The sequence below is a fragment of the Citrobacter sp. LJND-P06 genome (assembly GCF_058188415.1).
Map to the genome: position 1 here is coordinate 520720 of NZ_CP187317.1, position 26222 is coordinate 546941.

A 26222-nucleotide genomic window follows, 5' to 3' on the forward strand; every position below is an offset into this window, starting at 1 on the left:
AGCAGGAAGGAACAGTATGACAGATGTAACCGTAAAAACGCTGGCTGCAGAGATACAGACCTCCGTGGATCGCCTGGTACAGCAATTTGCTGATGCAGGTATCCCGAAGTCTGCTGATGACTCTGTGTCCGCACAAGAGAAACAGACCTTACTGGCGCATCTGAACCGTGAAAACGGTTCAACCCCAGATAAGTTGACATTGCAGCGCAAAACGCGCAGTACTCTCAATATTCCAGGTACCGGTGGAAAAAGTAAATCGGTACAAATCGAAGTCCGCAAGACACGCACCTTTGTAAAACGCGATCCGCAAGAGGCTGAACGCCTTGCCGCGGAAGAGCAGGCGCAGCGTGAAGCGGAAGAGCAAGCCCGTCGTGAAGCTGAAGAAACAGCCAAACGCGAGGCGCAACAAAAAGCTGAACGTGAGGCCGCAGAACAAGCTAAGCGTGAAGCCGCTGAAAAAGCGAAACGTGAAGCTGCGGAAAAAGACAAAGTGAGCAATCAACAGACCGACGATATGACCAAAACCGCCCAGGCAGAAAAAGCCCGCCGTGAAAATGAAGCCGCTGAACTGAAGCGCAAAGCGGAAGAAGAAGCACGCCGTAAGCTTGAAGAAGAAGCTCGCCGAGTGGCTGAAGAAGCTCGCCGTATGGCTGAAGAAAATGCCGGTGTTTGGGCTGAACAAGAGAAAGAGAAAGTGGAAGAGGATAAGAGCGATTATCACGTCACCACTTCTCAGCACGCACGCCAGGCTGAAGACGAAAACGATCGTGAAGTCGAAGGCGGTCGTGGCCGTACTCGCACCACGAAAGCGGCTCGTCCGGCTAAAAAAGGCAACAAACACGCTGAATCTAAAGCTGACCGTGAAGAAGCGCGTGCAGCGGTTCGTGGCGGTAAAGGCGGCAAACAGCGTAAAGGTTCTTCTCTGCAGCAGGGCTTCCAGAAGCCAGCTCAGGCGGTTAACCGTGACGTTGTGATTGGCGAAACCATCACCGTTGGCGACTTAGCTAACAAGATGGCGGTTAAAGGCTCTCAGGTCATCAAAGCGATGATGAAACTGGGCGCAATGGCCACCATCAACCAGGTCATCGACCAGGAAACCGCACAACTGGTTGCCGAAGAGATGGGCCACAAAGTTATCCTGCGTCGTGAAAACGAACTGGAAGAAGCGGTAATGAGCGACCGTGACACTGGCGCTGCGGCTGAACCGCGTGCACCGGTAGTGACCATCATGGGTCACGTTGACCACGGTAAAACCTCTCTGCTGGACTACATTCGTTCAACGAAAGTGGCCTCTGGCGAAGCGGGCGGCATTACCCAGCACATCGGTGCGTACCACGTTGAAACCGACAACGGTATGATCACCTTCCTGGATACCCCGGGCCACGCCGCGTTTACCTCTATGCGTGCTCGTGGTGCGCAGGCAACGGATATCGTTGTTCTGGTTGTTGCAGCAGACGACGGCGTGATGCCGCAGACTATCGAAGCTATCCAGCATGCGAAAGCAGCGCAGGTACCGATGGTTGTTGCAGTGAACAAAATCGATAAGCCAGAAGCCGATATGGATCGCGTTAAGAACGAACTGTCTCAGTACGGTGTTATGCCGGAAGAGTGGGGCGGCGAATCACAGTTCATCCCAGTTTCTGCGAAAGCGGGTACCGGTATTGATGACCTGCTGAACGCTATCCTGCTGCAGGCTGAAGTTCTGGAGCTGAAAGCGATTCGTAAAGGTATGGCGAGCGGTGCGGTAATTGAATCCTTCCTGGACAAAGGTCGTGGCCCAGTGGCTACCGTCCTGGTGCGTGAAGGTACCCTGAACAAGGGTGATATCGTGCTGTGTGGCTTCGAATATGGCCGTGTTCGTGCAATGCGTAACGAACTGGGTCAGGAAGTGCTGGAAGCCGGCCCGTCTATTCCGGTCGAAATCCTGGGTCTGTCCGGTGTTCCGGCTGCGGGTGACGAAGTTACCGTTGTTCGTGACGAGAAGAAAGCGCGTGAAGTTGCACTGTACCGTCAGGGCAAATTCCGTGAAGTTAAACTGGCTCGTCAGCAGAAATCCAAACTCGAGAACATGTTCGCTAACATGACCGAAGGCGAAGTTCACGAAGTGAACGTCGTTCTGAAAGCTGACGTTCAGGGTTCTGTGGAAGCGATCTCCGACTCCTTGCTGAAACTGTCTACTGACGAAGTTAAAGTGAAGATCATCGGTTCTGGCGTAGGTGGTATCACCGAAACCGACGCAACCCTGGCTGCGGCATCCAACGCGATTCTGGTCGGCTTCAACGTTCGTGCTGATGCCTCTGCACGTAAAGTGATTGAATCCGAAAGCCTGGATCTGCGCTACTACTCCGTCATCTATAACCTGATTGACGAAGTGAAAGCGGCGATGAGCGGCATGCTGTCTCCGGAACTGAAACAGCAGATCATCGGTCTGGCTGAAGTTCGCGATGTGTTTAAATCACCGAAATTTGGTGCGATCGCGGGCTGTATGGTTACCGAAGGTACGATTAAACGTCACAACCCAATCCGCGTACTGCGTGACAACGTGGTTATCTACGAAGGTGAGCTGGAATCCCTGCGCCGCTTCAAAGATGACGTTAACGAAGTCCGTAACGGCATGGAATGTGGTATCGGCGTGAAAAACTACAACGATGTACGCGTTGGCGATATGATTGAAGTATTCGAGATCATCGAGATCCAACGTACTATTGCTTAAGGTTTTCTGGGTTGTAGGCCGGATAAGGCGTTTACGCCGCGTCCGGTAATGTGATGCCTGATGGCGATATGCTTATCAGGCCTACGGTGAACAGCCCGAACCACCTGGAACTTATTTTAAAAAGGGGCTTTTGGCCCCTTTTTTGTCTTTTTTCTGGAGAATTTGTTATGGCGAAAGAATTTGGTCGCCCACAGCGCGTCGCTCAGGAGATGCAAAAAGAGATTGCTATCATCCTGCAGCGCGAAATTAAAGATCCTCGTCTGGGCATGATGACCACGGTTTCCGGTGTCGAAATGTCGCGTGATCTGGCCTATGCCAAAGTGTTTGTCACCTTCCTGAACGACAAAGATGAAGCCGCAGTAAAAGCGGGCATCAAAGCGTTGCAGGAAGCCTCTGGCTTTATCCGCAGCCTGCTCGGAAAAGCGATGCGTTTACGTATCGTGCCGGAACTGACTTTCTTCTACGATAACTCGTTGGTAGAAGGGATGCGTATGTCAAACCTGGTGACTAACGTGGTGAAACATGACGAAGAACGTCGTGTGAACCCGGACGACAGCAAGGAGGACTAATGAGTCGTCCTCGTCGTCGTGGTCGCGACATTCACGGTGTCCTGTTGTTGGACAAGCCGCAGGGCATGTCCAGCAATGACGTGCTGCAAAAAGTAAAACGTCTTTACAACGCCAATCGCGCTGGTCATACCGGAGCATTGGATCCGCTGGCGACGGGTATGCTGCCGATTTGTCTCGGTGAAGCGACGAAGTTTTCCCAGTATCTGCTTGATTCGGATAAGCGTTATCGTGTCATTGCACGGCTGGGACAGCGGACTGACACCTCAGATGCCGATGGTCAAATCGTGCAGGAACGTCCTGTCACGTTTACCCCGGAACAACTGGCGGCTGCGCTGGAAACGTTCAGAGGTGATATCGAGCAGATACCGTCGATGTACTCGGCGCTGAAATACCAGGGTAAAAAGCTGTACGAATATGCGCGCCAGGGTATTGAGGTTCCGCGAGAAGCCAGACCGATTACCGTCTATGAACTGCTCTTTATTCGTCACGAAGGTAACGAACTGGAGCTGGAAGTTCACTGTTCTAAAGGCACCTATATTCGGACCATTATTGATGATCTGGGTGAGGCGCTTGGATGCGGCGCGCACGTGACTTACCTGCGTCGTCTGACTGTCAGCAAATACCCGGTTGATCGGATGGTCACCCTGGAGCATTTACGCTTTCTCATCGAGCAGGCCGAACAGCAGGGGATCCCTGCAGCCCAACTGCTTGATCCGCTGCTGATGCCCATGGACAGTCCGGCTTCGGACTACCCCATCGTTAATCTTCCTTTAACCTCGTCGGTTTACTTTAAAAATGGTAATCCGGTTCGTACGACAGGCGCGCCACTGGAAGGATTAGTTCGCGTAACGGAAGGCGATGACGGTAAGTTTATCGGGATGGGCGAAATGGATGATGAAGGCCGCGTAGCGCCTCGTCGTCTGGTCGTGGAGTATCCGGCGTAACTCTGCTCAGTCTTGCGATAACAGGACGCTGCGGGTAGAATACTGCCGCTTAACACCGCGTAAATTTTTTAACAGTTCATGCGGTGTTTACCTGGGGTTGCTGAATTAGAGATTGGCACCCTTTCATTTTTTATTATTTTTGGAGTTCATCATGTCTCTAAGCGTTGAAGCTAAAGCTAAAATCGTTTCTGAGTTTGGTCGTGGTACTAACGACAGCGGTTCTACCGAAGTTCAGGTTGCACTGCTGACTGCACAGATTAACCACCTGCAGGGTCACTTTGCAGAGCACAAAAAAGATCACCACAGCCGTCGTGGTCTGCTGCGTATGGTTTCTCAGCGTCGTAAACTGCTCGACTACCTGAAACGTAAAGATGTTGCACGCTACACCGCGCTGATCGAGCGTCTGGGTCTGCGTCGCTAATTCTTGCGAGTTTCAGAAAGAGGGGGCCTTCATGGCCCCTTTTTTCAAGCTGATGGCAGCAATTCACTGGAAACTAATGTATTGTTGCTAAGTATGATCTTCTGTTGCAGAGGTTCGCGCGGCTAATGAGAGGCTTGACCCGCTGACGGGTTAGGATTGTCATTAGTCGCGAGGATGCGCTGAAGATCGGGTATTAACGATGGCGCCGGTGGTGCTATCAAAAATTAGAGAAAGGATAGAATTTTGCTTAATCCGATCGTTCGTAAATTCCAGTACGGCCAACATACCGTAACGCTGGAAACCGGCATGATGGCGCGTCAGGCAACTGCCGCTGTGATGGTTAGCATGGATGACACTGCGGTATTCGTTACCGTTGTAGGTCAGAAGAAAGCGAAGCCAGGCCAGGACTTTTTCCCGCTGACCGTTAACTATCAGGAGCGTACCTACGCTGCTGGTCGTATCCCGGGCAGCTTCTTCCGTCGTGAAGGCCGTCCAAGCGAAGGCGAAACCCTGATTGCGCGTCTGATTGACCGCCCGGTTCGCCCGCTGTTCCCGGAAGGCTTCGTCAACGAAGTTCAGGTTATCGCGACCGTTGTGTCCGTAAACCCGCAGGTTAACCCGGACATCGTTGCGATGATCGGTGCTTCCGCAGCGCTGTCTCTGTCTGGTATTCCGTTCAACGGCCCAATCGGCTCTGCACGTGTTGGTTATATCAATGACCAGTATGTTCTGAACCCGACCCAGGACGAGCTGAAAGAAAGCAAACTGGATCTGGTCGTTGCCGGTACTGAAGCCGCTGTACTGATGGTTGAATCCGAAGCAGAACTGCTGAGCGAAGACGTCATGCTGGGTGCCGTTGTCTTCGGTCACGAGCAGCAGCAGACTGTTATTCAGGCTATCAACGATCTGGTTAAAGAAGCGGGCAAACCGCGTTGGGACTGGCAGCCGGAAGCAGCAAACGACGCACTGAACGCGCGTGTTGCAGCCCTGGCAGAATCCCGCCTGAGCGATGCTTACCGCATCACCGACAAGCAGGAACGTTATGCTCAGGTTGATGTTATCAAATCTGAAGTGATCGCGACGCTGGTTGCAGAAGACGAAACCCTGGACGCTAACGAACTGGGTGAAATCCTGCACGCAATCGAGAAAAACGTTGTTCGTAGCCGCGTACTGGCAGGCGAACCGCGTATCGACGGTCGTGAAAAAGACATGATCCGTGGCCTGGATGTGCGCACTGGTGTTCTGCCGCGTACCCACGGTTCCGCACTGTTCACCCGTGGTGAAACTCAGGCGCTGGTTACTGCAACGCTGGGTACGACGCGTGATGCTCAGAACCTCGATGAACTGATGGGCGAGCGTACTGACACCTTCCTGTTCCACTACAACTTCCCTCCGTACTGCGTGGGTGAAACGGGTATGGTCGGTTCTCCGAAGCGTCGTGAAATCGGTCACGGTCGTCTGGCGAAGCGTGGCGTGCTGGCGGTTATGCCGGATATCGAGAAGTTCCCGTACACCGTTCGCGTAGTATCTGAAATCACTGAATCCAATGGTTCTTCTTCCATGGCTTCCGTGTGTGGTGCCTCTCTGGCGCTGATGGACGCAGGCGTGCCGATCAAAGCGGCTGTTGCGGGCATCGCAATGGGTCTGGTGAAAGAAGGCGATAATTTTGTTGTTCTGTCTGACATTCTGGGTGACGAAGATCACCTGGGCGACATGGACTTCAAAGTGGCGGGTTCCCGCGATGGTATCTCTGCACTGCAGATGGATATCAAAATCGAAGGTATCACCAAAGAGATCATGCAGGTTGCTCTGAACCAGGCTAAAGGTGCGCGTCTGCACATCCTGGGTGTGATGGAACAGGCGATCAACGCGCCGCGCGGCGACATTTCTCAGTTCGCTCCGCGTATCCATACCATTAAGATCAGCCCGGACAAGATCAAAGACGTCATCGGTAAAGGCGGTTCTGTTATCCGTGCCCTGACCGAAGAAACTGGCACCACTATCGAAATCGAAGATGACGGTACTGTTAAGATTGCGGCGACCGACGGTGAGAAAGCAAAATATGCTATCCGTCGCATCGAAGAAATTACGGCAGAAATTGAAGTGGGTCGCATCTACACTGGTAAAGTAACCCGTATCGTTGACTTTGGCGCATTCGTTGCTATCGGTGGCGGTAAAGAAGGTCTGGTTCACATCTCTCAGATCGCTGACAAGCGTGTTGAGAAAGTGACTGATTACCTGCAGATGGGTCAGGAAGTACCGGTGAAAGTTCTGGAAGTTGATCGCCAGGGCCGTGTACGTCTGAGCATTAAAGAAGCAACTGAGCACTCTCAGCCAGCTGCTGCGCCGGAAGCACCGGCAGCAGAACAGGGCGAGTAAGGTTGCCATTTGCCCTCCGCCATTGCGGAGGGCCTCTGACCCGGCAGGAAGCCTTGTTAGCAACCGGGGAACAGGACGTTCATTCAATCGTTGTCTTCGGGAGTGGGAAATGAAGCCTTTTTTGCGCTGGTGTTTCGTTGCGACAGCACTCACGCTGGCAGGATGCAGCAACTCTGCCTGGCGTAAGAGTGAAGTCCTCGCAGTGCCATTGCAACCGACTTTGCAGCAGGAAGTGATTCTGGCACGCATGGAACAAATTCTTGCCAGTCGGGCTTTAACCGATGACGAACGCGCACAGCTTTTATATGAGCGCGGAGTGTTGTATGATAGTCTCGGTCTGAGGGCATTAGCGCGAAATGATTTTTCACAAGCGCTGGCAATCCGACCAGATATGCCTGAAGTATTCAATTACTTAGGCATTTATTTAACGCAGGCAGGCAATTTTGATGCTGCCTATGAAGCGTTTGATTCTGTACTTGAGCTTGATCCAACTTACAACTACGCGCACTTAAATCGTGGTATCGCATTGTATTACGGCGGCCGCGACAAGTTAGCGCAAGATGATCTGCTGGCGTTTTATCAAGACGATCCCAATGATCCTTTCCGCAGTCTGTGGCTTTATCTCGCTGAGCAGAAGCTCGATGAGAAGCAGGCTAAAGAAGCGTTAAAGCAACGTTTCGAGAAATCGGATAAAGAGCAATGGGGATGGAACATTGTCGAGTTCTACCTGGGCAACATTAACGAAGCAACGTTGATGGAAAGGCTCAAGGCAGACGCAACGGATAACACCTCGCTCGCTGAGCATCTCAGTGAAACCAACTTCTATTTAGGTAAGTACTACCTAAGTCTGGGGGATTTGGACAACGCTACGGCATTGTTCAAACTGGCGGTGGCTAACAACGTTCATAACTTTGTTGAGCACCGATACGCATTGTTGGAATTATCGCTCCTGGGCCAGGACCAAGATGACCTGGCAGAATCGGACCAGCAATAGCTGACGTACACATCAGCCCGTAATCTTTTTTGATTGCCATCACCTTAACGGGTGAGGGCGTTGTTGTTCGTTAATACACCTACTTTGAGCCGGTTCACACTTTTCAATGAAAATTGCAGATCAATTTCATGATGAGTTATGTAGACTGGCCGCCATTAATTTTGAGGCACACGTACTACATGGCTGAATTCGAAACCACTTTTGCAGATCTGGGCCTGAAGGCTCCTATCCTTGAAGCCCTTACCGATCTGGGTTACGAAAAACCATCTCCAATCCAGGCAGAGTGCATTCCGCATCTGCTGGGCGGCCGCGATGTTCTGGGTATGGCCCAGACGGGTAGCGGCAAAACTGCAGCGTTCTCTTTACCGCTGCTCAACAATCTTGATCCTGAGCTGAAAGCACCTCAAATCCTGGTGCTGGCACCGACCCGCGAACTGGCGGTTCAGGTTGCTGAAGCCATGACAGATTTCTCTAAACACATGCGCGGCGTGAACGTGGTTGCCCTGTACGGCGGCCAGCGTTATGACGTGCAATTACGTGCCCTGCGTCAGGGGCCGCAGATCGTTGTCGGTACGCCGGGTCGTCTGCTGGATCACCTGAAGCGCGGTACGCTGGATCTCTCTAAACTGAGTGGTCTGGTACTGGACGAAGCCGATGAAATGCTGCGTATGGGCTTCATCGAAGACGTTGAAACCATTATGGCGCAGATCCCGGAAGGTCATCAGACCGCTCTGTTCTCTGCCACCATGCCGGAAGCGATTCGCCGCATTACCCGCCGCTTTATGAAAGAGCCGCAGGAAGTGCGTATCCAGTCCAGCGTTACCACTCGCCCGGACATCAGCCAGAGCTACTGGACTGTCTGGGGTATGCGCAAAAATGAAGCGCTGGTGCGTTTCCTCGAAGCAGAAGATTTTGATGCGGCGATTATCTTCGTTCGTACCAAAAATGCGACCCTGGAAGTGGCCGAAGCGCTGGAGCGTAGCGGTTATAACAGCGCAGCGCTGAACGGCGACATGAACCAGGCGCTGCGTGAGCAGACTCTGGAGCGTCTGAAAGACGGTCGTCTGGATATCCTGATTGCAACTGACGTTGCAGCCCGTGGTCTGGACGTTGAGCGTATCAGCCTTGTTGTGAACTACGACATCCCGATGGATTCCGAGTCTTACGTTCACCGTATCGGTCGTACCGGTCGTGCGGGCCGTGCTGGTCGTGCTCTGCTGTTCGTTGAGAACCGTGAGCGTCGTCTGCTGCGTAACATCGAACGCACCATGAAACTGACCATTCCGGAAGTGGAACTGCCGAACGCAGAACTGCTGGGCAAACGCCGTCTGGAGAAATTCGCCGCGAAAGTTCAGCAGCAGCTGGAAAGCAGCGATCTGGATCAATACCGCGCACTGCTGGCACAAATCCAGCCGACGGCAGAAGGTGAAGAGCTGGATCTCGAAACCCTGGCCGCCGCATTGCTGAAAATGGCACAGGGCGAACGTACTCTGATCGTTCCGCCAGATGCGCCAATGCGTCCTAAGCGTGAGTTCCGTGACCGTGATGACCGTGGTCCACGCGATCGTAACGATCGTAACGACCGTGGCCCGCGTGGCGATCGTCCAGAACGTGGTGGTGAAGACCGTCCGCGTCGTGAACGTCGTGACGTTGGCGATATGCAGCTGTACCGCATTGAAGTGGGCCGTGATGACGGCGTGGAAGTACGTCATATCGTTGGCGCGATCGCTAACGAAGGTGATATCAGCAGCCGTTACATCGGTAACATCAAGCTGTTTGCTTCCCACTCCACCATCGAACTGCCGAAAGGTATGCCGGGCGACGTGCTGCAGCACTTTACCCGTACCCGCATCCTGAACAAGCCGATGAACATGCAACTGGTTGGCGATGCAGTTCCGCATACCGGTGGCGAGCGTCGTGGTGGTGGCGGTGGTCGTTTCAGCGGCGAGCGTCGTGAAGGCGGTCGTAGCGAAGGCGGTCGTAGTTTCAGCGGTGAGCGCCGTGAAGGTGGCCGTGGTGACGGTCGTCGTTTCAGCGGTGAGCGTCGTGAAGGCCGTGCGCCGCGTCGCGATGACTCCACCGGTCGTCGTCGTTTCGGTGGTGACGCGTAATCTACGCTGATCAACGCACCCGTACTGTAAAGTAAAATATACAGCCCCGATATTCATGATCGGGGCTTTTTTTATTTCTTTTGTACTCATGTACTGGTACAGTGCGACACAATAAAATGCAGTTGCAATATTATTCACTGGAGAGATGGCTGAATGGCAACACTAACCACCACCCAAACGTCCCCTTCGCTGCTTGGCGGCGTTGTGATTATTGGCGGAACCATTATTGGCGCAGGGATGTTTTCCCTGCCGGTAGTGATGGCGGGTAGCTGGTTCTTTTGGTCAATGGCGGCGCTGATCTTTACCTGGTTTTGTATGCTGCACTCGGGGCTGATGATCCTGGAAGCTAACCTCAACTACCGGATTGGTTCGAGTTTTGACACCATCACCAAAGACCTGCTGGGTAAAAGCTGGAACGTGGTCAACGGTATTTCCATCGCCTTTGTCCTGTATATCCTGACCTATGCCTACATCTCTGCGAGTGGTTCGATTCTGCACCACACCTTTGCCGAAATGTCATTGAACGTTCCGGCGCGGGCGGCAGGTTTGGGGTTTGCGCTGTTGGTGGCGTTTGTGGTGTGGCTGAGTACCAAAGCCGTTAGCCGGATGACGGCGATTGTGCTGGGTGCGAAGGTGATTACATTCTTCCTGACCTTCGGCAGTCTGTTGGGGCACGTGACGCCAACAACCCTGTTTAACGTGACGGAAAGCCACGCATCGTACACGCCATATCTGTTGATGACCCTGCCGTTCTGTCTGGCTTCGTTTGGTTATCACGGTAACGTCCCGAGCCTGATGAAGTATTACGGCAAAGATCCGCGCACTATCGTTAAGTGTCTGGTCTACGGAACGCTCCTGGCGCTGGTGTTGTACACGGTCTGGTTGCTGGGAACGATGGGTAATATTCCACGCCCGGAATTTATCGGTATCGCGCAGAAGGGCGGCAATATTGATGTGTTGGTGCAGGCGCTGAGCGGCGTACTGAATAGCCGCAGCCTGGATCTGCTGTTGGTGGTGTTCTCTAACTTTGCGGTCGCAAGCTCTTTCCTCGGCGTCACGCTGGGTCTGTTTGACTATCTGGCGGATCTGTTTGGTTTTGACGATTCTGCATCGGGCCGCTTTAAAACGGCATTGCTGACCTTCATTCCGCCAATTATTGGTGGCCTGCTGTGGCCGAACGGCTTCCTGTACGCTATCGGCTATGCCGGACTGGCGGCGACCATCTGGGCGGCAATTGTACCGGCACTGCTGGCGCGTGCGTCACGTAAGCGCTTTGGCAGCCCGAAATTCCGCGTCTGGGGTGGCAAGCCGATGATTGCGCTGATTCTGGTATTTGGTGTCGGTAACGCGCTGGTGCATATTCTGTCGAGCTTTAATTTGTTGCCGGTTTATCAGTAAAACCGTTTGCCGGATGGCGCAGCTGTATGACCGGGCCTACAGGTTCTTGTAGGCCGGATAAGACGCAGTCGCCATCCGGCAAACGACAAATTACCCCAACAGTTCCTCTTTCACATCCATCGCCAGCCCAAACGAGTGCAGCCGCGCCTGGTGATCGAAGATCTGCCCGTTGACCATGATCTCATCGGCCTGGGTTTCACGAAGGATGGATTCCAGACCGTGGCGCACTTTCGCTTTATCCCCCACTAACGACATGCTCAGCGCCTGCTGCACACCGTACTGCTCAGAGGCAGACCATAGCTGATGCATGTTTTCTACCGGCGGCGGCAGTTGCCCTGTCTCGCCACGGCGTAATTTTACGAACGCCTGCTGCATCGAGGTAAACAAGAACTCAGCATCACGGTTGCTGTCGGCGACGATAATGTTGATGCACACCATGGCATAGGGCTTCTCAAGCCGCTCAGACGGCTTAAACTGGGTGCGGTACAGATGCAACGCCTGGAACAGCATGTCTGGCGCGAAATGAGAGGCAAATGCAAACGGCAGACCGAGCTGTGCGGCCAACTGAGCGCCATACAGGCTGGAGCCGAGTAACCACACCGGGATTTTTTCGCCGTAGCCGGGCACCGGGCGAACCTGTGGCGTAGGATCGCGGGCATCGAACCAGTCGACCAGTTCGGCCACATCGCGCGGGAAGTTATCGATATCGTTGCTCATATGGCGACGTAGCGCGCGCATTGTCGGTTGATCGCTGCCCGGCGCGCGACCTAACCCTAAGTCGATACGCCCCGGATAAAGTGTGTTGAGCGTACCGAACTGTTCGGCAATCACCAGCGGGGAATGGTTTGGCAACATGACACCGCCGGATCCCAGGTGCAGGGTGGTCGTGTTCGCCGCCAGATAGCCAATCAGTACCGAGGTTGCCGCACTGGCTATACCGGTCATGTTGTGATGCTCTGCCAGCCAGTAGCGATGATAGCCACGCTTTTCTGCCAGACGGGCGAGAGCCAGCGAGTGCGAGAACGCTTCTTTGGCACAGGAGCCTTCGGGGATCGGCGCCAGGTCCAGCACCGAAAAGGGAATCGTGTTGTCTGTCATAACAGCTCACTTTGTCGACGGTTAATCATTTAATACTGCATTAAAATTTGATTATCGTTGTTAACAAAGTGAGCTTTTTTACGCCTGTAGCTCCAGACCGGCGAGACGCTTCCAGTAGCCGTTGCAGTCGCTGTTAGCTGTCAGAGGCAGCGGCGATAAACCATTTTCGTTGGCGCGGAAGGCGTCAAGCATGGAGAGCGTTTCTGTGCCAAGCGGCGATAAGCGTACGATATCGACCAACCCTTGCATGGAGTTCAGTTCATTTCCGAGGTTGTAGACGTACCCGCTCATCGTCTGAATCCCGTTCAACACGAACACCTGCTGGTTCTCCTGAGACAGCACATTGCGACCGTTCGGATAGTGGATACAGCAGGTTTCACACTCATCCTTCGGGCGGTCTTCTGAACGGGCGGTAAAGCAGCGGGCTGAATAAGCCAGCGGCAGATGGCCGTAGCTCAACACTTCCACTTCAAACTGCTGGCGAATGCCCAGTTCATCGCACTGGTTGAGCAGATTCACCAGCCAGTCGCGTGAAAGTTCCACCGGCATACACCAACGCACCATTCCCTGTTTGAGCAGCAGGCGCAGCGTCACGGCGTTGTAGCAGTTGAGCGCATGTCCGGCGACAAACGGCAGTTTGCGTTCAGCGCACATGTTCACGACACCGAGATCGCTGGCTTCCAGCAGGAAGTCACCATTTTCAACATAACGTTTCAGTTCGCCCAGTTCGGACGATGCCTGAACCAGTGCCAGCGTTGAAAGCACAATCTGTTTGCCGCTTCCGGCGAGTGATTTCGCCATATCCAGCCAGTCACCGACCTTGGTTGCGCGGCGCTTACTACAGACCGCCTCGCCGAGATAAATCACGTCGGCATTGCTGGTCGCGGCTTGCTGGTAAAACGCTTCCAGCGTCTCTTTCGGCCAGTAATACAGCACCGGCCCTAATGAATATTTCATTGCTTTTCTCACTGCCATTTACGGTGATATGCGCCAAGCGTTGTTTGCGTGCCTTCGGACATCGAACCGAGTGTTTCCATCCAGGCGCGTTGCGGGACAAAGTTTTGTGGGTCAGCTTTACAGCGATCGATCGCCTGACGCCACACTTTCGCCACCTGGCTAACGTAGGCCGGGCTACGCTGGCGACCTTCGATTTTCACGGAGGCGATATTGGCGGCCAGCAGTTCCGGCAACAGCTCTAACGTGTTGAGACTGGTCGGTTCTTCCAGCGCATGATAGCGCTCGCCATCCACCAGATAGCGGCCTTTGCACAGTGTTGGGTAACCGGCATTCTCACCGTCCTGATAACGGTCAATAAGCACCTCATTCAGGCGGGATTCCAGACCCTGCGGCGTTTGCTGCCAGCGTACAAATCGGGCAGGGGAACACGCGCCTACCGTATTGGGCGACTCTCCTGTCAGATAAGACGAGAGATAGCAACGACCTTCCGCCATGATGCACAGGCTACCGAAAGCAAACACTTCCAGCGGTACAGGAGTTGAGCGTGCCAGTTGTTTGACCTGATGAATCGACAGTACGCGTGGGAGTACAACGCGCGCGACGTCGAAATTGCGATGATAAAAGTTCACCGCCTCCTCATTGGTCGCAGATGCCTGAACAGAGACATGGCGCTCAATATGGGGGTAACGAACTGCGGCATACTCAAGCATGGCAATGTCGGCCAGAATCAGCGCATCCGCACCGAGTTGCGCCGCCATATCCACAGCGCGCTGCCAGCGGGCGTAACCGTCCGGGTGTGCAAACGTGTTAATCGCGATGTGCAGCTTACGGCGATGTTGATGGACAAAACTCACCGCTTCCTGCAATTTTTTTTCGGTAAAGTTAAGGCCGGCGAAGTGGCGGGCGTTGGTGTCATCTTTCAGCCCGATATAAACGGCATCAGCGCCGTTCTCAATGGCCGCCTTAAGCGCCGGGAGATTTCCGGCAGGGCAGAGCAGCTCCATAATTTATCCTGAAGGTTGCGCCGCCTGGGACGCATAATTGTTAACGAACAGGGATTTTAGTTAACCTTGCTGCGACAATTTTTGATTTGAGGCAGTTAAAGTCGTATTGGTAACAGCAATAACGGGGTAGCAAATTCACACGTAATTGTTGATTTACGCCGCTATGTTGTTTATCTGATATGGCAAAATAGCAGGACTAATGAAACAGGGAGTAAAGCTCGTGTTGGAAAAACTGCGTTCACGCTTAGTACATGTTGGTCCTTCTCTGATGAGTGTACCGGTTAAACTGACGCCCTTTGCATTAAAGCGCCAGGTTCTGGAACAAGTCCTGAGCTGGCAATTCCGCCAGGCGCTGGCAGATGGGGAGCTGGAGTTCCTCGAAGGCCGTTGGTTGAGTATTCATGTTCGTGATATTGATCTCAGATGGTATACCTCTGTTGAGAATGGCAAACTTATCGTCAGCCAGAATGCTGATGCAGACGTGAGTTTTAGTGCCGACGCCAGTGATTTGCTGATGATCGCGGCACGTAAACAGGATCCGGATACGCTTTTCTTTCAGCGCCGCCTGGTGATCGAAGGCGATACCGAGTTAGGGCTGTATGTGAAAAACCTGATGGATGCGATCGAACTGGAGCAGATGCCAAAAGCGTTACGCGTTATGCTGATGCAACTGGCAGATTTTGTTGAGGCGGGCATGAAACACTCGCCGGAAACTAAACAGACATCGGTAGGTGAACCATGCTGATTCGAGTAGAAATTCCCATTGATGCCCCTGGTATTGATGCCCTGTTACGCCGTTCGTTCGAAAGCGATGCGGAAGCGAAACTGGTCCATGACCTGCGTGAAGATGGTTTTCTGACGCTGGGCCTGGTGGCCACTGACGATGAAGGTCAGGTGATTGGTTACGTTGCATTCAGTCCTGTCGATGTGCAGGGCGAGGATCTGCAATGGGTAGGGATGGCGCCGTTGGCGGTAGATGAAAACTACCGTGGACAGGGGCTGGCCCGCCAACTGGTCTACGAAGGACTGGATTCGCTTAATGAGTTCGGCTATGCCGCCGTCGTGACGTTAGGCGATGCGGCATTATACAGCCGCTTTGGCTTCGAACTGGCAGCGCATTACGATCTGCATTGCCGCTGGCCGGGAACAGAAAGCGCCTTCCAGGTGCACCGACTGGCAGAAGACGCGCTAAACGGCGTCACCGGTCTGGTGGAATACCACGACCATTTCAATCGTTTTTAAGCGAAGGGGTTTGCAGGCTGGCTAACAACGCCTCAAACCCTTCCCCTTTCGCCACAAGACGCTCTTTCTGGGGCTTGGTCAGTTGCTTGACCCGATATTCCATGCGCAGAGCGAGAGAGCGATCGCCGACGGGTGCCGAAAAAGCCAGCGTTAATTCCCCCTTTCCCCGTAACGCTTTCGCCCCTTTCCCACGTTGATGTTGCCGGTAACGGCGATCCACATCGGTGGTTATCCCGGTGTAGAGAGCGTTGTCTGCGGTGCGGATGAGATAAAGATACCAGGGTGTCATTGAATGATCATATGTTAACGTTCAGGCGCTTAGTATAAGAGAGAACAGAGATGGAAACACTTGCGGCGATTACTCGCTGGCTAACGAAACAGCACGTTGTGACCTGGTGTGTACACCATGACGGCGAACTGTGGTGCGCCAATGCCTTTTACCTGTTTGATGCTCAGAAAATGGCATTTTATGTGCTGACGGAAGAGAAAACCCGCCACGCCCGGATGTCAGGGCCGCGAGCGCCCGTCGCCGGGACGGTGAATGGTCAGCCAAAAACCGTCGCCCTGATCCGTGGCGTCCAGTTTAAAGGGGAAATCCGGCGTCTTGACGGTGAGGACAGTGACTCCGCGCGCAGGCTCTACAACCGCCGTTTCCCCGTTGCCAGAGTGCTACATGCGCCGGTATGGGAAATTCGCCTGGACGAAATCAAGTTTACTGACAACACCATGGGTTTTGGCAAAAAAATGCACTGGTTACGTGAGCAAACCGGTGTTCTATAGTTAACAGGCGTATTGTGCCAGAAACCAGGAGACGCGATGAGCCAGGTGTTAATCACGGGAGCGACAGGGTTGGTGGGCGGCCATCTACTGCGAATGTTGCTGAACGAACCGAAGATCCATTCCATCGCCGCGCCTACACGTCGTCCTCTCCCGGATACGCCAGGTATCTATAACCCGCACGATCCACAACTCACCGATGCGCTGGCGCAGGTCACCGATCCGATAGATATTGTTTTTTGCTGTCTGGGAACGACCCGGCGAGAGGCAGGAAGTAAAGAAGCGTTTATCCATGCGGACTATACGCTGGTGGTGGACACCGCTCTGACGGGGAAACGTCTGGGGGCGCAACATATGTTGGTGGTGAGCGCGATAGGGGCAAATGCCCATTCGCCTTTTTTCTACAATCGGGTAAAAGGCGAAATGGAAGAGGCGCTGATGGCGCAAAACTGGCCCAGATTAACCATTGTGCGTCCTTCCATGTTGCTCGGCGAGAGGTCAAAGCAACGCATGAATGAAACGATCTTTGCGCCGTTGTTTCGGCTGCTGCCAGGAAACTGGAAATCGATCGAGGCGCGTGATGTGGCAAGCGTGATGCTGGCGCAAGCTCTGTCACCAGACCAACAGGGTGTGACTATTTTGAACTCTTCACAGCTTCGTGAAAGAGCGGCGTGAAGGTATCGTGAACATGCCCGGTGAAGCATCACCGGGCAATGGATGACGGCTACTTAATAAAAGTAAAGGCAGTGGTGACGCGTTTCACACCGCTGACGCGACTGGCCATATCCGCCGCCGCTTTTGCTTCACGGTCAGTCACCAGACCCATCAGGAAGACTTCTCCATTTTCGGTGGTTACTTTCACGTTAGACGATTTTACCTGGTCGCTGGTGAGCAACTGGGAGCGAACTTTGGTCGTAATCCAGGTGTCGTTAGAGGCCTCAGTCAAACTAATGGGCTGACCCTGGCGAACCTCGTTAAACACCTCCGTCGTTCCTTCCACACCCATCGCAATTTGTTTTGCTCGTGAGGAAAGCTCAGCATTCGGCGTCTGGCCGACGAGCAGAACTTTACCCTGATAGGCTGTTACGTTGATGCGTGCTTCTTTCTTGATTTGCGCGTCTTTAGACAGCGCACTGTTCACGCGTAACTCCAGGGTACTGTCGTCTACCTGAGTCCCTACGCTACGTGGGTCAGTGACGGCTTTTGTTCCAACGGCTGCAGTACCGACAACGGCAGCAGCGACGCAACCTTGCAACAGCAACGCAGAAATAAGGACTGCGAGCGGCGAAAGTGCCTTCATGTGTACTCCTTAATCATCCTGGTGAGGGAAAAGCGTGTTATCGATCAGATCGCACAAGCAGTTTACCGTCAGCATATGCATTTCCTGAATGCGCGCGCTATGGTGTGAAGGGATACGAATCTCAACATCCTGCGGCCCTAACAATCCCGCCAGTTCGCCTCCGTCATAACCGGTTAGCGCCACAATGGTCATGTCACGAGTGACGGCAGCTTCTACGGCTTTCACGATATCGCGGCTATTGCCACGCGTTGAAATTGCCAACAGGACATCTCCCGCGTGTCCCAGCGCGCGGACCTGTTTGGCATAGATTTCATCATGCAGACGATCGTTAGCAATCGCTGTTAAGACCACATTATCGGTATTAAGTGCAATGGCAGGTAAACTGGGCCGTTCTGTTTCAAAACGGTTGATCATGCTGGCAGCAAAATGCTGTGCGTTGGCAGCGGAGGTACCATTACCACAACAGAGAATTTTGTTGCCATTAAGCAGGGAATGAACCAGCGTCATGGCGGCACGGGAGATAGCATCCGGGAGCGCTTCTGCCGCAGCAATTTGAGTTTGAATGCTTTCTGTAAAGCAAACTTTGATTCTTTCTAGCACGCTAATCCTTAAATCTTCAATTACGAGCGATCGTTAAACGCATTCTGAATCCACTCAACGTCGTTTCCGGTGAAGGCTAACACATCGAACCGGCAATCCACAGTATCAAAACTTCCGTTATGGCGCGCGAGCCACACGCGGGCGGTCTGTAATAATTTGTGTTGTTTGCTCCGGGTCACACTGGCTACCGCTCCACCAAACAAGGCAGAGCGTCGGTAACGGACTTCAACAAAAACTGTGGTATTGCCTTCACGCATGATCAGATCGATTTCGCCACCGCGCTCATGCACGTTGGCGGCAATAAAATGCAGTCCTTTGCGCTCCAGCCATCGACGCGCGGCTACTTCCCACGCGTCTCCGGTCTGTTTATGCGTTAACTGGCGGGAACAACCTGTCCTTGCTGGTATTTGAGCCATGATAACTTCCTGTTAATCACACAATCTGGCGTGGCAGTTAATGTGCCGGTATTTCCGTTAAGCTCAAAACCTTGCATCTGGCGCATCTGCGAGAAATGGTTGGCCAGAGACCAGGCATCAACGCCCATGGCATACATACGGGCGAGAGAGTAGTCATTCCCCACCGCGCTGAGTGCTTGCTGCATCAACGGGGCATTGTTGCCCGCCAGCATGGGAATTTCACTGTACTGCAGACCTTCCATTTCCAGACGGAAGTCCGGGCCTGCGGTTCCTTGTGCGCTGCGTGAGCTGGCGTACAGCGTCGCACCGCTCTGGCTACCGTTACGCATGGCGATCATCGGCTTAATAAAGGCGATCTCTTCTGGTGTTGCCAGAATATAGACCGCATCCACCCGACCACCGCTGCCCGTGATTTGCGCGTCTGTCGGCGGGGCTGGAATCGTCAGATCGCCAATCGTAACGCCAGGTTGTGACGCGCTACCGGTGGTGACCGGGCTTCCGCTCAGCGCGATACCTGCGCCGCCGTTGACGCCCATTCGCAGCTCAGCGGTTGAGCCAAACTTCTGCTGCAACACGGTTCCGCCGCCCAATTTCTGCCATTCCTGAGCAAACGCGTTTGTCACGCGATCGCCCAGCCCGCTACGCGGAACCAGCAACAGGGGGGCTTGTTTCCCCTGCTCACGGATGTGGCGTGCCGCATCGCGAGCTTCATCTTCCGGCGAAAGGGCAAAGTAACAAATATTGGCGTGATTCTGTACCGCTTCAGGCTGATTCAGCGCCAGTACATTCAGCGGCGTGTTGCTCTTCATCAGCTCTTCGACGTTATTTTTCAGCAGCGGGCCAACAACAATGCTGGCGCCATCTTGCTGAACCTGAGCCAGAACCTGGCTCAGCGGCTGGGCGCTGGTGTCATAGATTTTCAGTTCCGCCGAAGGGTTCGCAGGGGCGCTGGCCGTTACCGTTTGCGCCGGTGCGGCTTGCACCGCGCTGACTGGCGCGTCGGGTTGCGTCTGCTGATCGTTCGTCAGGTCGCTGACGGAGGCCTGAGAAGGGCTGGCGACGCCGTCCGTGACCTGCGGTTGGCTCTCCGCGACGACAGGTTCCGCCGCGGGCGCGGGTGCTGCAGTCGGTTGCGAGGCTACCGGCTGAGTCCCCATATTTTTTGCCGCTTCAAAACCTTTCTGGATAGTGCGACCAAAGACGGCCGCCTGGCCGTTCAACGGCAGCAAAAGCGCGATTTTACTGGTCGAGGCGGGTTTAAAGCTCTGAACGTTAGTTAGCTGCGTTGGCAACATTTTCGCCCCCGGGTTTTGCGGGTAGCGTTTTTGCCAGTCAGCAATGCCAGCTTTCATCATGTTCGGGTCGTTACGGTTATCAAACCAGACACGCTGCAGATCCAGCCATCCTTGCAGGACATTTTCATCCGCGTTGATGACCAGCGCCTGAGCTTGCTCTTGCGTCATGGACGAAAGCGCCTGCCAGGTAGCATCGATATTCTTCTGCTTATCTTTAGCGGCCAGCAACGGCTCCTGAGCGATTAATGCACGCAGCAAGGAGAGGGAAGGTTGGCCCTGGCTGGCATCAATTTGCGCCTGCCAGTAACGCGCCTGTTGATTTTGATCGAAATCAGCAGGGGTCAGCTTATCCAGCAACGCCTGCGCGCCAGCCACATCTTTTTGCGCCAGCTTGATTTCCACCGCCAGCAGAGACTGCTCACGGCGTTGGGTATCGTTCAGCTTTTGCGGCAACTGGTTAAACAATTCGACCGCCTGCTGACTTTTACCTTCTTTCAGCAGTGCACGAATGGCGAGTAATTGCCAGTTGGTCTTGCTATCATCTGAACTTTGCTGCATCTGTTGCAGATAAAAGCCGGAATCAGCCTGTGCAGTGCCCTGCATATGGGCTGCACTCTGATCGGGCGCCTGGGTGCCACAACCGGCGAACATCAAGGCTGCCAGGATGACGGGCAGACAACGCGCGGCTTTCAAACGACAAAATGTTGAGGGTACCATACTGTATCCAGTGATATTTTTTACGCAATGCTCAATATTAAATCGGCAATACGGACGACACAATGAAACAACACGAATCGGCGGATAATTCTCAAGGCCAGCTCTTTATTGTACCTACTCCTATCGGGAATTTGGCTGATATTACCCAACGAGCGCTCGAAGTTTTGCAAGCCGTTGATTTAATTGCTGCTGAAGATACTCGCCACACGGGTTTATTGTTACAACACTTTGCGATTAACGCTCGCCTGTTTGCGCTGCATGACCATAACGAGCAGCAAAAGGCTGAAACGCTGGTGGCGAAACTCAAAGAAGGGCAGAACATTGCGCTGGTTTCCGATGCGGGAACGCCGCTCATCAATGATCCTGGCTACCACCTGGTGCGTACCTGCCGTGAAGCAGGGATTCGCGTGGTGCCTTTACCGGGGCCGTGCGCCGCGATTGCGGCCTTAAGTGCGGCTGGGTTGCCGTCTGACCGTTTTTGCTACGAAGGATTCCTGCCGGCAAAATCCAAAGGGCGTCGCGATGCGATGAAAGCTATCGAAACAGAACCGCGTACGCTGATTTTCTATGAATCCACCCACCGTTTATTAGACAGCCTGGAAGATATGGTCGCCGTATGGGGAGAGTCCCGTTATGTGGTACTGGCCCGTGAGCTGACAAAAACCTGGGAAACGATCCATGGCGCGCCAGTGGGTGAATTACTTGCATGGGTTAAAGAGGACGAAAACCGTCGCAAAGGTGAGATGGTTCTGATTGTCGAAGGGCACAAAGCGCAGGACGACGATCTTCCCGCCGATGCGCTACGCACGCTGGCATTATTACAGGCGGAACTGCCGCTGAAAAAGGCCGCCGCGCTGGCCGCTGAAATTCACGGCGTGAAAAAGAATGCGCTGTATAAGTATGCGCTGGAGCAGCAGGGAGAATAAGAGTGGGTGGATATCAGCCTCCTTTCGTTGTTACCCCATTGATACTCAATCAAGTGATTGAGATTGGTGAGCTTATGGGACACTGGGCGGCGATGGCGGGTATATCATCTCCGCTTTGAAAGAAGGATTAGGGCAAGCGCCGACGATGTCGGAAGAAATATCGGAAGAAGTGTCGGAAGAAATGTCGGAAGAAACGCCGTTTGAGTTAGTGGAAATAGAAAGACGCATTCTACGGCTCTTATCGACTCAGCCTAAGTTAACCGCTAAAAATATTGCGGATGAATGCGAAATCTCATCCCGAACCGTTGAACCATATCTGAAAGCGTTGCAGCAAAAAGGAAAGTTGCAACGCGTTGGCGCGAAGAAAGGCGGGACGTGGCGAGTGTGCTGAGGGCTATCGGTCTGAATAACGCGAGCCATCCAGTAGTAAGCATGTTGTATTGTCATGCAGCCACAAAAACGAGGCCGGAATGGCCGTCGTCAAGTAGTTTTCACCGCTATAGCCTGGAGTGTATTTTGCCGTTGGCTTAGTTTCACGGTGAGTGCTGGTTTTCGTTTTTTAAGATAAACAGTGCTGCCCCAAAAGGGACAGCACTGCCGTACGAGGATCAGTAATGCTTCAGCATTCGGTCTATTGACTGTTCCAGCCAATAACGCTGAGTACCGAAGTTAATGCGTAAGTAGTTTTCACCATCCTGTACATAATGGCTGCCATCCTCAATCACCACACCCGCCTGCCGGGCAAAATGCTGAGTTAATTGTGTCGCGCTGCGTTTATCGGCACTGACATCTATCCATGCAAGATATGAAGATTCTGGATTCATCATTTTCCAGTCAGGGAAGTGTGATCTGATAGCGTCCGTCAGATATAACGCGTTGCTGCGTAAGTAGCTATTTAACGCATCCAGCCACGGAAGTCCCTGTTGATAGGCGAAAATAATTCCCCAGACGCCAAAGATATTTGGCGAGGTAATCGAGTTCTTCTCCAGTTGCTGGCGAAAACGCTGCCGGAGTGTTGCATCCGGGATCATGGAGTACGAGGTTTTCAACCCACCTAAGTTAAAGGCTTTGTTAGGCGACGTAAGGACGATCAGGTTATCTGGCGCTGCGCACCCCGATGTCAGGCAACTGACAAACTCGCCGTCAAGAATATGTTCAGCATGCACTTCATCGACGACCAGTATCACACCGTAGCGTTTACACAGTTCTGAAACCTGACGAATTTCAGCGGCGCGCCATATCCGCCCTGACGGGTTATGCGGAGAGCAGAAGAACCACAGTTTAGGGTGATAGGTTTTAAGCTGGTTTTCAATGAGATCAAAATCCAACTGATAGCGATTGTTCTCTACCTGAAGTGGGTTGGCGAGAACGCGTACATCCTGTCGCTGCGCCGCCATTGCAAAAGGATCGTAGACTGGCGTATTCATCATTACGTAATCGCCCGGCTGGCAAAACGCCTGAACCGTGTAGTGCAATGTAGAAACAGTACCGTAGGTTAATGTTATCCATGATTTTTCAACACTGACGTGATGACGTTGCCGCTGGAAATTAATAACGGCATCGTAAAATTCGTCAAAGCACCATGTGTATCCAAATGTCCCGTGCGTGACTATCCGCTGGAAACCCTCAATAACTTCAGGCGGTGAAGTGAAATCCATGTCGGCAATCCACAGCGGAATAAAGTCCGCAGGGATCTCCCCAAAGCGAGAACAGACAAAAGCGTGATCCCATTTCCGGCATTTATCGCTTTTTCGTTCGATGATTTTATCAAAATCAAACACAACAACCCCCTGTTAGATTAATGCTTCAATGCCTGTTTTTACGCTCTGGACTTGTGGTCCGATAATGACCTGCACACTGTGCGCATCAAGAACGACCACTGATAATGCACCCGCATTCTTTAGTGTTTGCTGATCGATTTTGCTCATATCTTTCACGACCAGACGCAGGCGGGTAATGCAGTTGTCCAACGAATCAATGTTCTCTTTCCCGCCAAGGGCGCGGAGAATCAGGCCATGATCGTATTTCGATTTCCCTCGTGCTCTGGTGTTAGCTTCAACCGCTTGTGATGCGCCTTGTTGGTCCTCTTCGCGTCCTGGTGTTTTGATATCGTGTTTGAGGATGTACCAACGGAAGACAAAGAAGTAAGTGGCGAACCATACGATCCCAACAGGGAAGACCAGGTACCATTTCGTTGACAAGCCCTGCATAACACCGAAGATCAGTAAATCAAGAATACCGCCGTCGGTGTTACCGATTGTGACGCCTAACAGCGCCATGACCATCAAGGCCAGACCTGACATCACAATGTGGAAGACATACAACGCTGGGGCAATAAACAAGAACAAGAATTCGATAGGTTCAGAAATCCCCGTGACCACTGACACCAGCACGCCAGAAAGCAACAGACCTTTAATCACCGGGCGGTTTTCCGGGCGAGCAGTGCGATAAATAGCGTAAGCCACGGCAGGCAGGCCGAAAATGAACGTTGGCATAAACCCTTGTGACAGAAATGCCGTAACGTGTGGGCTAAACGGTAAACCCGCTTTAAGTTCTGCGTAGAAGATATTCAGTGCCCCGGCGACTTCATGACCATTAACAATTTCCATGCCACCCGCTGGGGTGAAACGCACCATCGCGAGCAGAATGTGGTGCAGGCCAAAGGGTTTGAGCAACAGCACGCCCACGCCGTACAGGAATGGCCCAAAGACGCTGGTACCCTGAATGAGGTGACCAATCCCGGCAATGCCAAGCGCGACGTACTCCCACAGAAGAGGAATAAACAGACCCACCAACGAGAGTGTTAACGCCGTAATAATCGGGACAAAACGGATGCCGCTAAAAAATGCGAAAGCATCATGCAGCACGGTGTCCTGAAAGCGCTCATGGAGAAAATAGGTAATTACGCCCACCACAATCCCGCCAAGTACCCCCATCTCAAGAGTCTGGATACCTAACACGATTGACTGACCCACTTGTTTCATCGCCGCAGGATCGGCAAGTTGGTGAGTAACGGTGAGATAGTAGTTAATGCTCATGTTCATCAGCATGTAACCCACAAAGCCAGCAAAGGCACCTACCGCTTTGTTACGTGTGGCGAGGCCCATAGGGATAGCCATGGCAAACATGATAGGAAGATAGCTGAAGGCGAACCCACCGACCATAGCAATAAAGCCGAAGGTTAATTGGGTAAGTTCTCCTCCCAAAAAGGGGAAGCTTTTGATTGTAGAAGGACTGGTGACTGAGCTACCAATGCCCAGTAATAAACCCATAAATGCAAGGAGGGATACTGGGAACATAAATGTTTTTCCCAGACTCTGAAAAAACTCCCACGCCTTCGATTTAAACGACTTTGCCTGCGTCATGTAGGGACTCCTCGGAATCGATAATATTAATTGAAGGTCCGCCTTGTATTAAGAACGCACCTTCATATTTGAGAGGTTTAGAATTATTTTTTTATGTGGTGATCCTGATACCTGATATTTTTCAGGCTTCAGCAGTGAGCAGCAGGCGGTTAGCCGAGCCGCAGACATTGACTTTGCTTCTCACCACCTCTTTCATGGCGTCCATACCGACGCGCATGTAGTAGCGGGGGTCGTTACCCTGTGGATTTTCAGCAAACCACCCTTTGACCGCGTCGGCGAAGGCGATTTTCAGTTCGGTGGCGACGTTGACTTTGCAGACGCCGAGTTCGATTGTGCGGCGGACGTATTCGTCAGGTACATCGCTTGCGCCGTGCAACACGAGTGGGATATCGACAACGTCACGAATCTCTGCCAGACGCTGGAAATCGATTTTGGGCGTTTTGGTGTAAAGACCGTGTGCAGTACCGATAGCGACGGCAAGGCTATCGACACCTGTCTGCTCAACAAAACGTTTTGCCTCCTGGGGATCGGTCAGGAAGGCGCTTTCTGCATCGACGCTCATGTCATCTTCTACGCCACCCAGACGTCCCAGTTCTGCCTCAACGCTGCAATCACGCGCGTGGCAGAAATCGACAACCGATTTCACCAGTTTCACGTTTTCCTCGAACGGGAAGTGACTGCCGTCGATCATGGCGCTACGAACGCCGGCATTCACTTTACGGCGGATGTCATCCAGCGATTCATGGTGATCAAGATGCAGTGCCAGCGGGATGTCATAGGTCGTGGAATAGGCGTTGCACAGTGCGTAAATCTCTTCCAGGGCAATGTGTTTAAAGGTGCCTGGCGTCCCGGCAAGGATCACCGGCGATCGCATTTCAGCGCAGACCTCGAGGATCGCCTGGATCGTTTCGGCGTTATGGATGTTGAAGGCGGGAACCGCATAGCCTTTTGCCAGGGCATCCTGAAGAAGATATTTGGTGGAAATAATACTCATCG

26 protein-coding genes and 1 pseudogene are annotated in these 26222 nt (G+C 53.0%); 16 read left to right on the forward strand and 11 right to left on the reverse strand.

Features of this window, described 5'->3' with window-relative positions:
- The first annotated feature begins 16 nt into the window (after positions 1-16).
- From infB to mtr, 9 genes are all read left to right on the forward strand, one after another.
- Positions 17-2713: a translation initiation factor IF-2 gene (gene infB, locus ACO7SM_RS02515; protein WP_490469547.1), complete on the forward strand. Its 2697-nt coding sequence runs from the start codon at positions 17-19 to the stop codon at positions 2711-2713.
- Positions 2714-2880: 167 nt separating this feature from the next.
- Positions 2881-3282, forward strand: coding sequence for a 30S ribosome-binding factor RbfA (gene rbfA / locus ACO7SM_RS02520; protein WP_049848849.1), 402 nt, complete (start codon positions 2881-2883; stop codon positions 3280-3282).
- Positions 3282-4226 (forward strand): tRNA pseudouridine(55) synthase TruB, encoded by a 945-nt coding sequence (gene truB, locus ACO7SM_RS02525; protein WP_490469548.1) that lies wholly within the window; start codon positions 3282-3284, stop codon positions 4224-4226. Before rbfA ends, truB begins: the two co-directional genes overlap by 1 nt.
- Before the next feature lie 151 nt (positions 4227-4377).
- A complete protein-coding gene (gene rpsO, locus ACO7SM_RS02530) occupies positions 4378-4647 on the forward strand; it encodes a 30S ribosomal protein S15 (protein WP_003861789.1) in 270 nt (89 codons plus the stop codon).
- A 243-nt stretch (positions 4648-4890) separates the two neighbouring features.
- A complete protein-coding gene (gene pnp, locus ACO7SM_RS02535) occupies positions 4891-7026 on the forward strand; it encodes a polyribonucleotide nucleotidyltransferase (RefSeq protein WP_490469549.1) in 2136 nt (711 codons plus the stop codon).
- A gap of 109 nt (positions 7027-7135) precedes the next feature.
- Positions 7136-8020, forward strand: a complete 885-nt coding sequence (nlpI, locus tag ACO7SM_RS02540) for a lipoprotein NlpI (protein WP_490469550.1) — start codon at positions 7136-7138, stop codon at positions 8018-8020.
- 106 nt (positions 8021-8126) lie between these two features.
- Entirely contained in the window at positions 8127-8207 is an 81-nt protein-coding gene (gene yrbN, locus ACO7SM_RS02545; RefSeq protein ID WP_010723222.1) for a protein YrbN, read from the forward strand.
- Positions 8200-10131: an ATP-dependent RNA helicase DeaD gene (gene deaD, locus ACO7SM_RS02550; protein WP_490469551.1), complete on the forward strand. Its 1932-nt coding sequence runs from the start codon at positions 8200-8202 to the stop codon at positions 10129-10131. Before yrbN ends, deaD begins: the two co-directional genes overlap by 8 nt.
- 153 nt (positions 10132-10284) lie before the next feature.
- The gene (mtr, locus tag ACO7SM_RS02555; protein ID WP_490469552.1) at positions 10285-11529 is read left to right on the forward strand and encodes a tryptophan permease; all 1245 of its coding nucleotides are present in this window, start codon (positions 10285-10287) and stop codon (positions 11527-11529) included.
- A 90-nt stretch (positions 11530-11619) separates the two neighbouring features.
- Here mtr and ACO7SM_RS02560 read toward each other — a convergent pair whose 3' ends face one another.
- The 3 genes from ACO7SM_RS02560 to ubiU form a co-directional block, all read right to left on the reverse strand.
- Positions 11620-12627, reverse strand: coding sequence for a luciferase-like monooxygenase (locus ACO7SM_RS02560; protein ID WP_490469553.1), 1008 nt, complete (start codon positions 12625-12627; stop codon positions 11620-11622).
- Between the two features lie 78 nt (positions 12628-12705).
- Positions 12706-13584 carry a U32 family peptidase gene (locus tag ACO7SM_RS02565; RefSeq protein ID WP_490469554.1) on the reverse strand — a complete coding sequence of 293 codons (879 nt, stop codon included), beginning with the start codon at positions 13582-13584 and terminating at the stop codon, positions 12706-12708.
- An 8-nt stretch (positions 13585-13592) separates the two neighbouring features.
- Positions 13593-14588, reverse strand: a complete 996-nt coding sequence (gene ubiU, locus ACO7SM_RS02570) for a ubiquinone anaerobic biosynthesis protein UbiU (RefSeq protein WP_490469555.1) — start codon at positions 14586-14588, stop codon at positions 13593-13595.
- A gap of 220 nt (positions 14589-14808) precedes the next feature.
- Here ubiU and ubiT point away from each other — a divergent pair, with 220 nt between their 5' ends.
- Positions 14809-15333, forward strand: coding sequence for a ubiquinone anaerobic biosynthesis accessory factor UbiT (gene ubiT, locus ACO7SM_RS02575; protein ID WP_490469556.1), 525 nt, complete (start codon positions 14809-14811; stop codon positions 15331-15333).
- On the forward strand, positions 15327-15830 hold the full coding sequence (locus ACO7SM_RS02580; RefSeq protein ID WP_203359861.1) for a GNAT family N-acetyltransferase: 504 nt from the start codon (positions 15327-15329) through the stop codon (positions 15828-15830). The genes ubiT and ACO7SM_RS02580 overlap by 7 nt, the downstream gene beginning before the upstream one ends.
- Here ACO7SM_RS02580 and ACO7SM_RS02585 read toward each other — a convergent pair.
- Positions 15817-16119 carry a GIY-YIG nuclease family protein gene (locus tag ACO7SM_RS02585; RefSeq protein ID WP_490469557.1) on the reverse strand — a complete coding sequence of 101 codons (303 nt, stop codon included), beginning with the start codon at positions 16117-16119 and terminating at the stop codon, positions 15817-15819. The two genes, ACO7SM_RS02580 and ACO7SM_RS02585, sit on opposite strands and share 14 nt — an antisense overlap.
- A gap of 50 nt (positions 16120-16169) precedes the next feature.
- On the opposite strand from ACO7SM_RS02585, the gene ACO7SM_RS02590 reads away from it, so the two are divergent.
- Together ACO7SM_RS02590 and ACO7SM_RS02595 are read left to right on the forward strand one after the other, a co-directional pair.
- Positions 16170-16610 carry a YhbP family protein gene (locus ACO7SM_RS02590; protein ID WP_490469558.1) on the forward strand — a complete coding sequence of 147 codons (441 nt, stop codon included), beginning with the start codon at positions 16170-16172 and terminating at the stop codon, positions 16608-16610.
- Positions 16611-16646: 36 nt separating this feature from the next.
- The gene (locus tag ACO7SM_RS02595; RefSeq protein ID WP_192613599.1) at positions 16647-17282 is read left to right on the forward strand and encodes an NAD(P)H-binding protein; all 636 of its coding nucleotides are present in this window, start codon (positions 16647-16649) and stop codon (positions 17280-17282) included.
- 49 nt (positions 17283-17331) lie between these two features.
- Here ACO7SM_RS02595 and dolP read toward each other — a convergent pair whose 3' ends face one another.
- From dolP to ACO7SM_RS02615, 4 genes are read right to left on the reverse strand one after another with little or no spacing between them, the layout of a single operon-like run.
- On the reverse strand, positions 17332-17907 hold the full coding sequence (dolP, locus tag ACO7SM_RS02600) for a division/outer membrane stress-associated lipid-binding lipoprotein (protein WP_490469559.1): 576 nt from the start codon (positions 17905-17907) through the stop codon (positions 17332-17334).
- Positions 17908-17916: 9 nt separating this feature from the next.
- Positions 17917-18507, reverse strand: coding sequence for a DnaA initiator-associating protein DiaA (gene diaA / locus ACO7SM_RS02605; protein WP_012908572.1), 591 nt, complete (start codon positions 18505-18507; stop codon positions 17917-17919).
- Positions 18508-18527: 20 nt separating this feature from the next.
- Positions 18528-18923 carry a YraN family protein gene (locus tag ACO7SM_RS02610; RefSeq protein ID WP_490469560.1) on the reverse strand — a complete coding sequence of 132 codons (396 nt, stop codon included), beginning with the start codon at positions 18921-18923 and terminating at the stop codon, positions 18528-18530.
- Entirely contained in the window at positions 18881-20935 is a 2055-nt protein-coding gene (locus tag ACO7SM_RS02615; protein ID WP_490469561.1) for a penicillin-binding protein activator, read from the reverse strand. The genes ACO7SM_RS02610 and ACO7SM_RS02615 overlap by 43 nt, the downstream gene beginning before the upstream one ends.
- Positions 20936-20997: 62 nt before the next feature.
- On the opposite strand from ACO7SM_RS02615, the gene rsmI reads away from it, so the two are divergent.
- The 3 genes and pseudogenes from rsmI to ACO7SM_RS02630 all read left to right on the forward strand — a co-directional run bounded on the left by rsmI (position 20998) and on the right by ACO7SM_RS02630 (position 22252).
- Positions 20998-21861, forward strand: coding sequence for a 16S rRNA (cytidine(1402)-2'-O)-methyltransferase (rsmI, locus tag ACO7SM_RS02620; protein ID WP_490469562.1), 864 nt, complete (start codon positions 20998-21000; stop codon positions 21859-21861).
- Between the two features lie 2 nt (positions 21862-21863).
- Positions 21864-21977 (forward strand): annotated as a pseudogene (locus ACO7SM_RS02625) (Fic family protein); the annotation flags it as partial.
- A 29-nt stretch (positions 21978-22006) separates the two neighbouring features.
- Positions 22007-22252, forward strand: coding sequence for a winged helix-turn-helix domain-containing protein (locus ACO7SM_RS02630; protein WP_490469563.1), 246 nt, complete (start codon positions 22007-22009; stop codon positions 22250-22252).
- A gap of 217 nt (positions 22253-22469) precedes the next feature.
- Here the strand turns inward: ACO7SM_RS02630 and ACO7SM_RS02635 are convergent, their stop codons facing one another.
- The 3 genes from ACO7SM_RS02635 to kbaY form a co-directional block, all read right to left on the reverse strand.
- Complete coding sequence (locus tag ACO7SM_RS02635; RefSeq protein WP_490469564.1) at positions 22470-23642, reverse strand: MalY/PatB family protein; 1173 nt, start codon at positions 23640-23642, stop codon at positions 22470-22472.
- A 12-nt stretch (positions 23643-23654) separates the two neighbouring features.
- A complete protein-coding gene (malX, locus tag ACO7SM_RS02640; protein WP_490469565.1) occupies positions 23655-25226 on the reverse strand; it encodes a maltose/glucose-specific PTS transporter subunit IIBC in 1572 nt (523 codons plus the stop codon).
- A gap of 121 nt (positions 25227-25347) precedes the next feature.
- A complete protein-coding gene (kbaY, locus tag ACO7SM_RS02645; RefSeq protein ID WP_490469566.1) occupies positions 25348-26220 on the reverse strand; it encodes a tagatose-bisphosphate aldolase subunit KbaY in 873 nt (290 codons plus the stop codon).
- Positions 26221-26222: the final 2 nt, after the last annotated feature.